Here is a 13,306-nt window from a genome sequence, read left to right as displayed (position 1 = left end):
TCCCATGAGGCTGATCGACGCATTGATCTTCGGGCTGACACTGGGTGGGACCTATGCGCTCATTGCGCTGGGTCTCAACCTTCAGTACGGCGTCGCGCGCATTCTCAACCTCGCCTATGGCGAGATGTTGATTGCCGCGGCGCTGGGCGGCCTGGTGCTCTTCACGCGGGCAGGCGTTTCGCCGCTCGTCGCGCTCTTGCTGCTCGTTCCGGCCGCTGCAGCTGCGGGGGCGCTTCTCTACAAGGTGGCGTTCGTGCCGCTGGTCAGGCGTGCGCGCAGCCGTGACGCCCTCGAGGGCGACAGCATCCTGTCGACTTTCGGCCTGCTGTTCGTGATCCAGGGCCTCATGCTCGCCGCGTTCGGAGGCAACTACCTGAGCTATTCGTTCCTCTCGATTCCGATCGAAGTCCTGGGAACGACGGTAGCCGCCAACCGGTTGCTCGCCCTCGTGGTTGCGCTGGTCCTGGGCGCCGCGCTGTTCGCGATCCTGACCCGAACGCGCGTCGGGACCGCCCTGCGCGCGGTGGCGGTCGACCCCGGGTCCGCGCCGCTGGTGGCGATCGATGTCACGAAGATCGCGATGCTGGCCTTCGCCATGGGCACGGCGCTGGTCGCCATCGCCGGCGTGCTGGTCAGCATGTTCTCGACCTTCAGCGCCACCATGGGCGTGCTCTTCACCATGAAGGCGTTGATCGTCGTGATCATGGGCGGCGTCGGCAACTTCGTCGGCTGCGTACTGGCTGCCCTGCTGCTCGGGCTGAGCGAGAGCCTCGTTTCGACGTACGTGGACCCAGGCCTCACGCTGGCTGCCAACTACGCCATCTTCCTGCTGGTGCTCGTGTTTCGGCCGTCCGGCCTGTTCGGGAGGGCTGGCCGGTGACATCGAGATCCAAACTGTTTCTTGCGCTGTCGCTGGCTGCTTTCATCGCGCTGGCCTTCGCGCCGCAAACCGGGAACGACTACACGACGTCCCTGCTGATCAATGTGCTTCTCTACGCGAACCTTGCCACGGCGTGGGGCATCTTCTGCGGAACGACACGCTTCATCTCTCTTGCGACCGTCGCCTTCTTCGGCGTCGGGTGCTACAGCGTCGCGGTTCTCTCGGAGTTCCTGCCCTGGCCGGCGGTGCTCGTGGTGGCGGCCTTGGCGGGAGGCGCGTTGGCTCTTGCGATCGGTATCTGCACGCTGCGGCTTTCCGGCATGTACTTCGTGGTCTTCAGCTTCGGTATCGCCGAACTGATCCGGCAGCTCGTAACCTGGTACGAGTCCAAGCTCGTAGGCTCGGTCGGACGCTATGTGTTTCTGGAGATCACTTCGGCGCAGATCTACTGGCAGCTCCTCGTGCTGCTCGGGTTGCTCTGGATCCTGGGAGCCTGGCTTTCGAAGTCTCGACTGGGATTTGCCCTTCGCCTGATTGGCGAGGACGAAACCGCGGCCCGCAGTTGCGGCATCAACACCGTTGGCGTTCGTCTCGCTGTGCTGACGGGGACCGCCATGTTCATGTCGGTCGCCGGGGCCATCGTGGCGCCGCGCTGGACCTACATCGAGCCATCCATCGCGTTCAACTCGCTCGTGTCTTTTCAGGTCGTGGTGATGGCGCTTCTCGGTGGCGTGGCGGCGTTCTACGGACCGATCCTGGGTGTGGTCCCGCTGGTGCTCGCGTTCGAGGTCCTCACCAAGTACTTCCCGGACCACTTCAGCATCGTGCTGGGCGCCATCTTTCTGGTGATCGTGTATCTGCTGCCGCGAGGCCTGCTGGGCGCCAGCGAGAAGTTCCGGAGGCGCCCGTGAGCGCGTCGCTTCTGGATGTCAACGACCTGTCCAGACGCTTCGGCGGGCTGAAGGCGGTGGAAGGGCTGTCGCTCCACGTCGGCAAGGGCGAGATCGTCGGCCTGCTCGGGCCGAACGGCTCGGGCAAGACGACGGCGCTCAATCTGATCAGTGGCGCGCTGCAACCCGACCGGGGCTCGGTGAAGCTCGATGGAGAGGAAACCGCCGGCGCGTCGAACTTCAAGGTTGCACGCCTGGGTATCGCGCGCACCTACCAGCTCGTGCGGCTCTTCAAGACGATGAGCGTGCTGGAGAATGTGGTGGCGGGAATGTCGTTCACGCATGAGCGACGTTTCGGGACCGAGGCCAATGCCGACGCGTTGGAACTTCTGGAGCGGGTCGGATTGGCGGCGAGGGCGTCTCGGCGCGCCGAAGATCTCACCTACATCGACCAGAAGCGACTCGAGCTCGCACGCTGCCTCGCGAGCCGTCCTCGCGTGCTCTTGCTGGACGAGTGGCTGGCAGGCTTGAATCCCACGGAACTGCTTCAGGCAATCGAACTGGTGCGTTCGCTGAAGCACGATGGCGTTTCCATCCTGATGGTCGAGCACGTGCTGGAAGCCGTCAGGTCGCTGTGCGACCACTGCGTGGTCATGAACGCCGGCCAGCGAATCGCGGTGGGCCCGGCGGCTTCGGTTCTGGCCGATCCTGAAGTCGTGCGCGCTTATCTCGGAGACGATCATGCTTGAGCTCAAAAAGCTGTGCGCGCACTACGGAATGCATCAGGCGCTGGCCGATGTGGAGATACACGTGGGCGCTGGCGAGGTCGTCAGCGTGCTGGGTGCAAACGGTGCCGGTAAATCCACCTTGCTCAGATGCATCGCCGGGCTGATGCCGGTCAAGGGGGCGGAAATGACCCTGGGCGGCAAGGCGCTCACGGGCCTCAAGGCGGACCAGCGCGTGGAGGCGGGAATCGCCCTGGTGCCCGAAGGACGCGGTGTCTTCGGCGACCTCACGGTGAAGGAGAACCTCTTCCTGGGCGCGTACCCGCGGCGAGCCCGCGCGAACGAGCATCGCAACCTGGAGCGCGTGCTCGAACTCTTTCCGAGATTGCGTGAAAGGCTGCCTCAGAGCGTGCGAACCATGAGCGGGGGCGAGCAGCAGATGGTCGCGATCGGGCGGGCGCTCATGTCCAGCCCGGATGTGCTGCTGCTGGACGAGCCTTCGCTGGGCCTGTCGCCGCTGATGGTGTCGGAACTCTTCAAGTCCCTCGAACGCGTGCGCGACGACAAGGTGTCGATCCTGCTCGTGGAGCAGAACGCCAAGCGCAGCCTGGCACTCTCGAATCGCGGTTACCTGCTGGAACAGGGCCGCGTGGTCGGTGCCGACAGCGCAGGCGCCTTGCTCGCAAGCGAGGCCGTGCAACGCGCCTACCTCGGCGGATGAGCGAGGCGGCATCAGTGGTTGTGCACAAAATGCATGTGCTGCAGAAAAAGTCACTTCATACCTAGTGTTTCCCCGAGGCTTATCGTTTGCATGTAACTCGACTTTATGCATAAAATTTGCGCCATGAAGAATCCAAACATCAGCGCGGCCGACATCTCGACTCCTCTGTCGGAACAGGCCTTTCGCAGTCTCCGGCATGACGTCCTGGTCGGCACCTTCGAAGCGGGCAGCAAGCTCAAGCTCGATGAGTTGCAGGGCCACTACGGCTTTTCGAGCAGTCCCTTGCGCGAAGCCCTCAGCCGTCTTACGCAAGAAGGTCTCGTGCGAGCCGACGAGCGTCGAGGATTCCGCGTCGCGCCGATCTCTTCGGAGGACCTGAACGACATCACGCACATGCGGCTCATGCTGGATGTTCAGGCGCTGCGCAGCGCGATCGAATTGGGCGACGATGCGTGGGAAGGGGCGATCGTTTCCGCTTTTCATCGACTCGAAAAGGTCGAATCGCGCTTGAGCGATGGCCCGGTGATCCTGGACGAAGAGTGGAGCGAAGTTCATCGCAACTTTCATGCGTCACTGATCGCGGCCTGTGCATCGGAGCGTCAACGCATGTGGAGTGCCAGCTTGTTCGACCAGGCTGAGCGCTACCGGCGGTTTTCAGCGCGCCACCGGCAGACGGGGCGCCGCAAGTCCAACGAGCATCGAAAGATCATGGATGCGACCTTGCGTCGCGATGCCGATACGGCTTGCGCGCTGCTCGGCGAGCACATCCTGAGCACGCAACGCAATGTGGAGGCCGCCATGCGGCGTGCCGCCGACGCTTGAAACCGGCGCGCTGCACCGGCGCCTGAGACACCCAAACCAGGAGACCCTCATGTTGAAGGTCAGCAGACCTACGCCTTCGCACTTTGGAATCTACGTGACCGACCTCGACAGGATGGTCGCGTTCTATACCGAGGTGTTCGATCTGACCATCACCGATACAGGTGTCGGCAAGACGTTCAAGAACAAGCTGGTGTTCACCAGCGCCAGCCCTGACCAGCACCACCAGCTGGTCATCGCGTCAGGTCGCCCGGCCGACGTCAAGTTCAGCACGGTCATGCAGCTGTCCTTCGCCGTGCCCGGCATCCAGTCGATGCGCGACATCTGGGCCAAGGCGGAGGCTCGCGGGGCAACCGACATACGTGGGCTCAATCACGGCAACGCGTTGTCCGTCTACATGCTCGATCCCGAAGGCAACATGGTCGAGATCTATGTCGACACGCCTTTCTATGTCGAACAGCCGCATGGCGATCCGCTGGATCTTTCCAAGTCGGATGAAGAGATCCTGCGGGAGACCGAAGCGATTTGCCGCCGGGATCCGACCTTCAAGACCCTGGCCGACTGGCAAGCCGATTTCTTGAGCCGCGCACCGGCGCCGGGCGCGTGAGCGACAACCTTCTTTCTTCGAAACGGAATCACATGAAACTCCTTTCATTCATTCATCAGGGCCGCGAAACCTGGGGCGCCGTCGTCGGCGACGGCGTCGTCGACCTGGGCCTGGCGATGCCGCAGCATGCGAGCCTCGCCGACTACATCGCCTCGGGCGAGTACGCGCAGGCCGCGCAGCACGTGGAGGGCCTGGCCCCGGCCGCGAAGCTGGCGGACATCCGCTTCCTGCCGGTGATCCCGCGCTCCGAGAAGATCATCTGCGCCGTGCGCAACTACATGGACCACCACCAGGAGGTGCTGGCCGCGGGCATGCAGCGCGAGCTCTCCGAACAGCCGCCGATCTTCCTGCGCGTGTGGCGATCGCAGTGCGCGCACAACGAGCCCATCGTGCGGCCACGCGTGTCGGAGTCGCTCGACTGGGAAGGCGAGCTCGCGGTCATCATCGGCAAGGGCGGGCGCGACATCGCCGAAGCGCACGCCTACGACCACGTGGCCGGCTATGCCTGCTACAACGACGGCAGCGTGCGCGAGTGGCAGTTCCACGCCAAGCAGATCGCCTCGGGCAAGAACTTCGAATCGACCGGCGGCTTCGGCCCCTGGATGGTGACCGCGGACGAGATCGCGCCCGGGCGCGAGCTCAAGCTCGAGACCCGGCTCAACGGCGAGGTGGTGCAGTCCAGCCACACCGGGCACATGATCTTCAGCATCCCGAAGTTGATCAACTACGCCTCGACCATCTTCACGCTCACGCCCGGCGACGTGATCGCGACCGGCACGCCGGCCGGCGTCGGCTGGAGCAAGAAGCCGCCGCGCTTCATGAAGGCCGGCGACGTCTGCGAGGTCGAGATCGAGGGCATCGGCGTGCTGCGCAATCCGATCGTCGACCAGGACTGATTCGACGCCCAGCGGCCGCAAGAGCCGCGAGCGATTCCACAACGAAACGGAGACAAATCATGCGGCGTAGACAGCTTGTCGGCGCGGGCCTTGCCTTGGCCTGCGCGTCACCCTTCACGGTTCATTCGCAAGACTTCCCGGATCGCCCGATCAAGATCGTGCAGGGCTTCGCGGCCGGCGGCAACGCCGACACCATCGCCCGCGTGGTCAGCACCGAGATGAGCAAGGGCTTGGGCCAGCCCTTCGTCGTGGAGGCGCAGACGGGGGCCGGCGGCACCATCGCTTCCGCCGCCGTCGCGCGCGCCAAGCCGGACGGCTACACGCTGCTGCTGGCCACCGGCGGGCATGCGGTGGCGGGAGCGCTCTACGGCAAGCTGGGCTACCAGACGGTGTCCGACTTCCAGATGATCTCCACCATCACCTACTTTCCCTTCCTGCTGGTGGTGCGCGCCGATTCGCCCCATCGCAGCCTGGCCGAGCTGCTCGCCGCCGCGCGTGCCGACGCACGCAGCCTGTCGTACGGCACCGCCGGCATCGGCTCCACGCATCACCTGGCGGGCGAGCTGCTGGTGAAGAGCGCGAAGGCCGAGCTGCTGCACGTGCCCTACCGCGGCGACGCTGCCTCGGTGACCGCGCTGCTCGGCGGCGAGGTCCCGCTGATCGTCGCGCCGCCGACGGCCGTGATGCCCAACATCAAGGCCGGCAAGCTCAGAGCGCTGGCGACCACCGGCGCGCAGCGCTGGGCTGCGATGCCGGAGCTGCCCACGGTGGCGGAGCAGGGCGTCGCCGGCTACGACGTGCGCTCGTGGGCCGGTTTCATGGCGCCCGCGGGCACGCCGCGACCCGTGGTCGAGCGGCTGCGCGCCGAGACGCTCAAGGCCCTGCAGGTGCCGGGCGTTCGCGCGCGCCTGGAAGACATGGGCGGCGAGGCGCGCGGCAGCACGCCGGAAGAAATGACGGCGATGGTGAGTTCGGAGCTCAAGAAGTGGACCGCCGTCGTCAACGAAGCGCAGATTCCCAAGCAGTGAGGTTCGCATGTCCTTGATCGAAATCCGCAAGCGCAGTCTCACCATCGAGACCATCCATCACGAGGGCGGCCCGCCGGTGGCCGAGCCGCTGAAGCTGGCCGCGGCCTGCGCAGTGATCCGCAACCCCTATGCCGGGCGCTACGAGCCCGACCTGATGCCCTTCATGGCCGAGCTCCGCACGCTGGGGACTTCGCTGGCGACGGAGCTGGTCGAGGTGCTGGGCCGCGACAAGGTGGAGGTCTACAGCAAGGCCGCCATCGTGGGCGTCAACGGCGAGCTCGAGCATGGCGCCGTGTGGCACGAAGCGGGCGGCTGGGCCATGCGCTCGGTGCTCGGCGAGCCGAAGGCGATCGTGCCCTCGGCCAAGGCAGTGGCCGCTACCGGCTATCGGTTGATGGTGCCGCTGCACTACGTTCACGCCGCCTACGTGCGCAGCCACTACAACAGCATGGAAGTCGGCATCCAGGATGCGCCGCGGCCCGACGAGATCCTGTTCGCGCTGGCGATGGGCACGGGCGGCCGGGTGCATGCGCGGCTGGGCGGCCTCGCCAAGGACGCCGTCACCGTGCACGACGGGCAGCGATGACATGCAGAGCCTGATGCGCGCAGTGCAAGTGAGAACCCCCGGCGGCCCCGAGGCGCTGGAACTGGTCGAGCTGCCGATGCCGGTGTGCAAGCCCGGCGAGGTGAGGGTGCGCGCCGAGGCGATCGGCGCCGGCGGACCCGACGTGCTGATCCGCAACGGCACCTACAAATGGATGCCGCCGCTGCCTGCCATTCCCGGCAACGAGATGGCCGGCACGGTGGAAGCGCTGGGGCCGGGCGTGACCGGTCTTCAGCTCGGCCAGCGCGTGCTGGTCAGTTCGCGTGAACTGCCGCAGCGCGGCGGGTGCTATGCGGAGTTCATCTGCGTGCCCGAAGATGCGCCCTTCGTCCTGCCCGACGGCATCGCGTTCCAGGATGCCGTGAGCCTTGGCAACGTGCAATTGGCGCAGGCGATGCTGCTGGCCGGCAACGGCGGCCTGCCGGTGCGATCCATTCTCGTGCCGGGCGCGGCCGGCGGCGTCGCCACCATGCTCGTTCAACTCGCGGCCCACCACGGCATGACCGTGATCGGCACCGCCTCCACGCCCGAGAAGCGGGCGCATGCACTGGCGCACGGCGCCAGCGCCATCGTCGACGGCGAACCGGCGGGCCTGCCCGATCGCGTCTTCGAGCTGACCGAGGGACGCGGCGTGGACCTGGCTTTCGATCACATCGGCGGCGAACTGCTGATCGCCTGCATTCGCTCGCTGGCGCCGCTGGGTACCGCGATCTCCTACAACATCGCGGGCGGGCCGCCGGCGCGGGACGTGTTCATGGAGCTGCGCTCGCTGCTGAGCAAGAGCCTGGCGGTGCGGACCTTCTCCATCCATACCTTCGACGCCGACCGGCAGCAGCGCCGCGCGCTGATGGACAAGGCCATCGGCCTCATGAGCCAGGGCGCGGTGCGGGCGCCGCCGACGCGCGTGTTCCCGATGCGCGAGGTGCAGGAGGTGCATCGCATGCTCGATGCCGGCGAGTCGCTGGGCAAGCTGGTGCTCGCGCCGCGATAACCCCTGGCTCATTCGAGCCAGGCCGGAACCGGAAGATTCTTCTCGCGCAGGAAGGCTGGGTTGTAGAGCTTGGATTGGTAGCGCGAACCGGAGTCGGCCAGGATCGTCACGATCGTGTGGCCCGGCCCGAGCTCGCGCGCCAGGCGGATCGCGCCGGCCACGTTGATGCCGCTCGAGCCGCCCAGGCAGAGACCTTCCTCGCGCAGCAGGTCGAACAGCACGGGCAGCGCCTCCTGGTCTTCGACCTGGTAGGCGTCGTCGAAGGAGGCGCCTTCCAGGTTGCCCGTGATGCGGTTCTGGCCGATGCCCTCGGTGATCGAGCTGCCGGCGCTGCGCAATTCGCCATGCTTGATGTAGTGGTACATCGCCGCGCCCATCGGGTCGGCGGCGGCGATCACCACACCCGGCTTGCGCTCTTTCAGGTACTGGCCCACGCCGGCCAGCGTGCCGCCGGTGCCGATCGAGCAGATGAAGCCGTCGACGCGGCCGTCCGTCTGCTGCCAGATCTCGGGGCCGGTCGAGCGGAGGTGGCCGTCGCGGTTGGACAGGTTGTCCCACTGGTTCGCATACAGCACGCCATGAGGCTCGCTGCGCGCGAGCTCCGCGGCGAGGCGTTCGGCCACGTGCACGTAATTGTTCGGATCGCTGTAGGGGACCGCGGGCACCTCGCGCAGCTCGGCGCCGTAGAGGCGAAGCGCGTCCTTCTTCTCCTGGCTCTGCGTCTGCGGGATCACGATGACGGTGCGGTAGCCGCGGGCATTGCCCACCAGCGCCAGGCCAATGCCGGTGTTGCCGGCCGTGCCCTCGACGATCACGCCGCCCGGCTGCAGGTCGCCGCGCGCCTCGGCATCGAGCACGATATAGAGCGCCGCGCGATCCTTGACCGATCCGCCGGGATTCATGAACTCGGCCTTGCCGAGGATCTCGCAGCCGGTCAGCTCGGAAGCCTTGCGCAACCGGATGAGCGGTGTATGGCCCACCGCCTGGGTGAAGCTTTCACGCACGTCCATGACGAACGAGGATAGTCCGCGCTTGCGGCCTGCCCGGCCTGCGAGGCCCGTATCGGACTACCTGCAGAAAGGTCTTTGATCAGCCGGGACCAACGCGTGATCGATCCATTTGCGAGTCGACGTCGGAGTCAACACGGTCCGGCTCGGTAGCGCTCGTCCGCTGTTCGTTTGCCCTAGGGCCTGTTATTGATCAGTAAACCAAATATCTAACACATGCGTTGTCTTGGCATGGCAAAACGCGACGCACGATTTCTGAGTCCCGAGGCGCAGGCGGAAGTCCGACTGCGCGTGCTCAATGCGCTGCAGGACGGGATGAACCAAGCGCAGGCTGCGCAGACTTTTGGGGTCAGCCGCTGGTCGGTGGTGCATTGGGCCAAGGCGCATCGGCAAGCGGGCGAGCAAGCGTTGGCGCCCAAGCGACGCGGACGCAGAACCGGCGAAGCCGGCAAGCTGAGCACGAAGCAGTGCGAACGCATGCGCGCACTGGTGGTGGGCAAGATGCCCGACCAATTGAAGCTGCCGTTTTACTTGTGGACGCGCGCGGCGGTGCGCGAGCTGATCAAGCGCGAATGCGCGGTGAGCCTGTCGCTGACCGCGGTGGGCGGCTATCTGAAGCGTTGGGGGCTGAGCGTGCAGCGCCCGGTCAGGCGAGCTTATGAGCGCAACGATGAAGCCGTCGCGCAGTGGCTGGCCGAGGTCTATCCGCAGATTGCCGCGCGTGCCAAGCGCGAGCGAGCGAGCATCTACTGGGGCGACGAGACCGGCCTGCGCTCCGATGACGTGCGCGGACGCAGCTTTGCGCTGAAAGGCCAGCCCGCTGTCGTGCGGGTGCCGGGCCGGCGCTTTGGCTGCAATGTGATCTCGGCGCTGACCAACAAGGGGGAGATGAGCTTCATGGTGTTCGAAGGGCGCTTTCAGGCCGAGCAATTCATCGGCTTTTGCGAACGGCTGATCAAGCAGTCGCCCTCCAAGGTGTTTCTCATCGTCGATGGGCACTCGGTGCACCGCTGCACGAAGGTGCGGGACTGGCTCGAACCGCGAGTGCAGCAAATCGAGCTGTTCTTCCTGCCCGGCTACGCCCCCGAGCTCAATCCGGACGAGTTGCTCAACGGCGATATCAAGCGCGCCGTCGGCCAAGCGCGCCCTCGCGACCGCCAGGCGATGAAGGCCGCCACGCGCAAATGGCTGCACCGGCGACAAAAGCAGCCCACCGTGCTGGCTAACTTGTTTCATGCCCTCATGTTCGCTATGCCGCAGCCTGAGGACCTGTTAGATGTTTACCCGCCTGATCAATAACGCTATTTGCGGGGATCGCGTTGCCCAGCCAAGGGGCTGGATGCAAGGCGCCCGCGCGCAGCAAGGCTCACGCCTTGCAAGCGCGGGCAACGCCGCAGACGGCCCCTTGGCTGGGCAACCCGAAGGGAAGGCCTGCCAGGGCGCGCTACTCGGCGTTGCGCTCCTTGTGCGTGCCGACGCACGCACGGCGTCGCGCGCCTTGATTGGCCCGCCCTGGCAGGCCTTCGCGACCCCGCAAATAGCGTTAGCAGGCCCTAGACCGGTTACAGCTGCCCCTGGCACAGGTACTTGATGTGCATGTAGTCGTCCAGGCCGTGCACCGAGCCCTCGCGGCCGTAGCCGGATTCCTTCACGCCGCCGAAGGGCGCGGCCTCAGCCGCCAGCGCGCCTTCGTTGATGCCGACGATGCCCGACTCCAGCGCCTCGGCCACGCGCCAGATGCGGCGCACGTCGGTCGAGTAGAAGTAGGCGGCGAGCCCGAAGGGCGTGTCGTTGGCGGCGGCGATCACCTCGGCTTCGCTGTCGAAGCGCGTGACCGGCACCACCGGTCCGAAGGTTTCCTCGCAGCTGCATTCCATCGTCGCGTCGGCGTTGACCAGCACGGTCGGCGCGAAGTAGTTGGGGCCGTCGCAGCGCGCGGAGCGCAGCCGCTCGCCGCCGACGACGATGCGCGCGCCCCGGGCGACGGCATCGCGCACATGGCGTTCGATCTTGTCGACCGCACGCGCATTGATCATCGGGCCGATCTGCGAGTCGGGCTCGGTGGCCGGGCCGACCTTCAGCGCGCCGACGCGCGCGGCGAGCTTGTCGACGAAGGCGTCGTGCACCTTGGCTTGCACGAACACGCGGTTCGGGCAGACGCAGGTCTGCCCGCCGTTGCGGAACTTGGCGGCCATCAGGCCTTCGACCGCGGCATCGATGTCGGCATCTTCGAAGACGATGAAGGGCGCGTTGCCGCCGAGTTCGAGCGACAGCTTCTTCAGCGTGTCGGCCGAGGCGCGCGCGAGATGCTTGCCCACCGGCGTGGAGCCGGTGAAGCTGATCTTGCGCACGCGCGCATCGGCCAGCCACACGTCCACCACCTCGGGCGTGCGTTCGCGCGAGGCGGTGACGATGTTGAGCACGCCCGCCGGCACGCCGGCCTCTTGCGCCAGCCTGACGAGCGCGAGCGAGGTGAGCGGCGTGTCCTCGGCCGGCTTGCAGACCACGGTGCAGCCAGCCGCGAGCGCCGGGGCGATCTTGCGCGCGATCATCGCGGCCGGGAAGTTCCACGGCGTGATCGCGGCGACCACGCCGACCGGCTCCTTCAGCGCGAGCATGCGGCGGCCCGTCACCGGTGCGGGTATTACCTCGCCGTTGGCGCGCGTGGCCTCCTCGGCGAACCACTCGATGTAGCTGGCGGCATAGGCCACCTCGCCGCGCCCCTCGGCCAGCGGCTTGCCCTGCTCGCGCGAGATCAGCCGGCCGAGATCCTCCTGGTGCGCCATCACCAGGTCGTTCCAGCGCTTGAGGATCCGGGCGCGCTCCTTGGCAGCCACGGCGCGCCAAGCGGGGAAGGCAGCGTGCGCGGCATCGACCGCAGCGCGCGCGTCGGCGGCGGTGCCGTCGGGAACGTTGGCGAAGACGGCGTCGGTGGCGGGGTCCGTCACGTCGAGTCGGCGGGCATCGCTCGCCGCGCGCCATTCGGCGCCGATGAGGTGGGTGCCGGGCATGAGGTCCTGGCGTTCGAGGGTCAGTGTCATGGTCATGATCAGGAAGCTGAAACACGCTCGGCGATGGCCATGCCGAGCTCGGTGGTGGATGCCGTGCCGCCGAGGTCGCGCGTGCGCGGGCCTTCGCGCAACACTGCCTCGATGGCGCCGAGGATCGCATCGTGCGCGGCGCGGCCCGCGCCCTGGCCTTGGGTGAGGAAGTCCAGCATCAGCGCCCCCGACCAGATCATCGCGATCGGGTTGGCGATGTTCTGGCCGTAGATGTCGGGCGCCGAGCCGTGCACCGGCTCGAAGAGCGACGGGAACTTGCGATCCGGGTTGAGGTTGGCCGAGGGCGCGAGGCCGATGGTGCCGGTGGTCGCGGGACCGAGGTCGGAGAGGATGTCGCCGAACAGATTGCTCGCCACCACCACGTCGAAGCGCGCGGGCTGCAACACGAAGCGCGCGGACAGGATGTCGATGTGCTGCTTGTCGACCTGTACCTCGGGGTAGTCGCGGCCGATCGCATCGGCGCGCCCGTCCCACCAGGGCATGCTGATCGCGATGCCGTTGCTCTTGGTGGCCACCGTCAGGTGCTTGCGCTTGCGCGCCCGGGCGAGCTCGTAAGCGTACTTCAGCACGCGGTCGGTGCCGTGGCGCGAGAAGACCGACTCCTGGATCACGATCTCGCGTTCGGTGCCTTCGTACATCACGCCGCCGAGCGAGGTGTACTCGCCCTCGGTGTTCTCGCGCACCACGAGGTAGTCGATGTCGCCGGGCTGGCGGCCGGCCAGCGGGCAGGGCACGCCTTCGAACAGGCGCACCGGCCGCAGGTTGATGTACTGGTCGAACTCGCGGCGGAACTTCAGGAGCGAGCCCCACAGCGACACGTGGTCGGGCACGGTGGCGGGCCAGCCGGCGGCGCCGAAGTACAGCGCGTCGACGCCCTGGAGCTGCTCCTTCCAGTCGTCCGGCATCATCTGGCCGTGCGCGGCGTAGTAGTCGCAGCTGGCCCAGTCGATGGTGCGGCAGTCGAGCTCGAAGCCGAAGCGCTCCGCCGCGGCCTGCACTACGCGCAGGCCCTCGGGCATCACTTCCTTGCCGATGCCGTCGCCGGCGATCAGCGCGATGCGGAAGGTGGGTGTCAT

At 66.7% G+C, this 13,306-nt stretch carries 14 protein-coding genes; 11 read left to right on the top strand and 3 right to left on the bottom strand.

The window, feature by feature from the left end:
- Positions 1 to 4 precede the first annotated feature (4 nt).
- From EJI01_RS13050 to EJI01_RS13005, 10 genes are all read left to right on the top strand, one after another.
- On the top strand, positions 5 to 880 hold the full coding sequence (locus EJI01_RS13050; protein WP_126837568.1) for a branched-chain amino acid ABC transporter permease: 876 nt from the start codon (positions 5 to 7) through the stop codon (positions 878 to 880).
- A complete protein-coding gene (locus EJI01_RS13045) occupies positions 877 to 1,791 on the top strand; it encodes a branched-chain amino acid ABC transporter permease (RefSeq protein WP_126837567.1) in 915 nt (304 codons plus the stop codon). Before EJI01_RS13050 ends, EJI01_RS13045 begins: the two co-directional genes overlap by 4 nt.
- Positions 1,788 to 2,519: an ABC transporter ATP-binding protein gene (locus EJI01_RS13040; protein WP_126837566.1), complete on the top strand. Its 732-nt coding sequence runs from the start codon at positions 1,788 to 1,790 to the stop codon at positions 2,517 to 2,519. The genes EJI01_RS13045 and EJI01_RS13040 overlap by 4 nt, the downstream gene beginning before the upstream one ends.
- A complete protein-coding gene (locus EJI01_RS13035; RefSeq protein WP_126837565.1) occupies positions 2,512 to 3,216 on the top strand; it encodes an ABC transporter ATP-binding protein in 705 nt (234 codons plus the stop codon). Before EJI01_RS13040 ends, EJI01_RS13035 begins: the two co-directional genes overlap by 8 nt.
- 105 nt (positions 3,217 to 3,321) lie before the next feature.
- Positions 3,322 to 4,038, top strand: coding sequence for a GntR family transcriptional regulator (locus EJI01_RS13030; protein WP_126837564.1), 717 nt, complete (start codon positions 3,322 to 3,324; stop codon positions 4,036 to 4,038).
- 49 nt (positions 4,039 to 4,087) lie between these two features.
- Positions 4,088 to 4,642 (top strand): VOC family protein, encoded by a 555-nt coding sequence (locus tag EJI01_RS13025; RefSeq protein WP_126837563.1) that lies wholly within the window; start codon positions 4,088 to 4,090, stop codon positions 4,640 to 4,642.
- A 32-nt stretch (positions 4,643 to 4,674) separates the two neighbouring features.
- Entirely contained in the window at positions 4,675 to 5,538 is an 864-nt protein-coding gene (locus EJI01_RS13020) for a fumarylacetoacetate hydrolase family protein (protein ID WP_126837562.1), read from the top strand.
- A gap of 59 nt (positions 5,539 to 5,597) precedes the next feature.
- Positions 5,598 to 6,566: a Bug family tripartite tricarboxylate transporter substrate binding protein gene (locus tag EJI01_RS13015; protein WP_126837561.1), complete on the top strand. Its 969-nt coding sequence runs from the start codon at positions 5,598 to 5,600 to the stop codon at positions 6,564 to 6,566.
- 7 nt (positions 6,567 to 6,573) lie between these two features.
- Positions 6,574 to 7,152, top strand: a complete 579-nt coding sequence (locus tag EJI01_RS13010; protein WP_126837560.1) for an amino acid synthesis family protein — start codon at positions 6,574 to 6,576, stop codon at positions 7,150 to 7,152.
- Positions 7,153 to 7,165: 13 nt separating this feature from the next.
- Entirely contained in the window at positions 7,166 to 8,161 is a 996-nt protein-coding gene (locus EJI01_RS13005) for a zinc-dependent alcohol dehydrogenase family protein (protein WP_260602434.1), read from the top strand.
- Positions 8,162 to 8,169: 8 nt separating this feature from the next.
- Here EJI01_RS13005 and EJI01_RS13000 read toward each other — a convergent pair whose 3' ends face one another.
- On the bottom strand, positions 8,170 to 9,171 hold the full coding sequence (locus EJI01_RS13000) for a cysteine synthase A (RefSeq protein ID WP_126837558.1): 1,002 nt from the start codon (positions 9,169 to 9,171) through the stop codon (positions 8,170 to 8,172).
- Positions 9,172 to 9,399: 228 nt separating this feature from the next.
- Between EJI01_RS13000 and EJI01_RS12995 the strand changes: the two genes are divergently transcribed.
- Entirely contained in the window at positions 9,400 to 10,467 is a 1,068-nt protein-coding gene (locus EJI01_RS12995; protein ID WP_260602433.1) for an IS630 family transposase, read from the top strand.
- Between the two features lie 263 nt (positions 10,468 to 10,730).
- Here the strand turns inward: EJI01_RS12995 and EJI01_RS12990 are convergent, their stop codons facing one another.
- Positions 10,731 to 12,209 (bottom strand): NAD-dependent succinate-semialdehyde dehydrogenase, encoded by a 1,479-nt coding sequence (locus EJI01_RS12990; RefSeq protein ID WP_126837557.1) that lies wholly within the window; start codon positions 12,207 to 12,209, stop codon positions 10,731 to 10,733.
- 8 nt (positions 12,210 to 12,217) lie between these two features.
- On the bottom strand, positions 12,218 to 13,306 hold the full coding sequence (locus EJI01_RS12985) for a tartrate dehydrogenase (RefSeq protein ID WP_126837556.1): 1,089 nt from the start codon (positions 13,304 to 13,306) through the stop codon (positions 12,218 to 12,220).

The organism is Variovorax sp. MHTC-1 (genome assembly GCF_003984645.1).
Taxonomy (GTDB): domain Bacteria; phylum Pseudomonadota; class Gammaproteobacteria; order Burkholderiales; family Burkholderiaceae_C; genus Variovorax.
Note: the sequence above shows the minus strand (reverse complement) of the source record. Positions and strands in the feature narration are given on the sequence as shown.

Excerpts from the sequence above, each read along its gene's own strand:
- EJI01_RS12990 (WP_126837557.1), bottom strand. The coding sequence starts at position 12,209 with ATGACACTGACCCTCGAACGCCAGGACCTCATGCCCGGCACCCACCTC.
- EJI01_RS13015 (WP_126837561.1), top strand. The coding sequence starts at position 5,598 with ATGCGGCGTAGACAGCTTGTCGGCGCGGGCCTTGCCTTGGCCTGCGCG.
- EJI01_RS13010 (WP_126837560.1), top strand. The coding sequence starts at position 6,574 with ATGTCCTTGATCGAAATCCGCAAGCGCAGTCTCACCATCGAGACCATC.
- EJI01_RS13035 (WP_126837565.1), top strand. The coding sequence starts at position 2,512 with ATGCTTGAGCTCAAAAAGCTGTGCGCGCACTACGGAATGCATCAGGCG.
- EJI01_RS13025 (WP_126837563.1), top strand. The coding sequence starts at position 4,088 with ATGTTGAAGGTCAGCAGACCTACGCCTTCGCACTTTGGAATCTACGTG.
- EJI01_RS12985 (WP_126837556.1), bottom strand. The coding sequence starts at position 13,306 with ATGACACCCACCTTCCGCATCGCGCTGATCGCCGGCGACGGCATCGGC.
- EJI01_RS13005 (WP_260602434.1), top strand. The coding sequence starts at position 7,166 with ATGCGCGCAGTGCAAGTGAGAACCCCCGGCGGCCCCGAGGCGCTGGAA.
- EJI01_RS13000 (WP_126837558.1), bottom strand. The coding sequence starts at position 9,171 with ATGGACGTGCGTGAAAGCTTCACCCAGGCGGTGGGCCATACACCGCTC.
- EJI01_RS13050 (WP_126837568.1), top strand. The coding sequence starts at position 5 with ATGAGGCTGATCGACGCATTGATCTTCGGGCTGACACTGGGTGGGACC.
- EJI01_RS12995 (WP_260602433.1), top strand. The coding sequence starts at position 9,400 with ATGGCAAAACGCGACGCACGATTTCTGAGTCCCGAGGCGCAGGCGGAA.
- EJI01_RS13020 (WP_126837562.1), top strand. The coding sequence starts at position 4,675 with ATGAAACTCCTTTCATTCATTCATCAGGGCCGCGAAACCTGGGGCGCC.
- EJI01_RS13030 (WP_126837564.1), top strand. The coding sequence starts at position 3,322 with ATGCATAAAATTTGCGCCATGAAGAATCCAAACATCAGCGCGGCCGAC.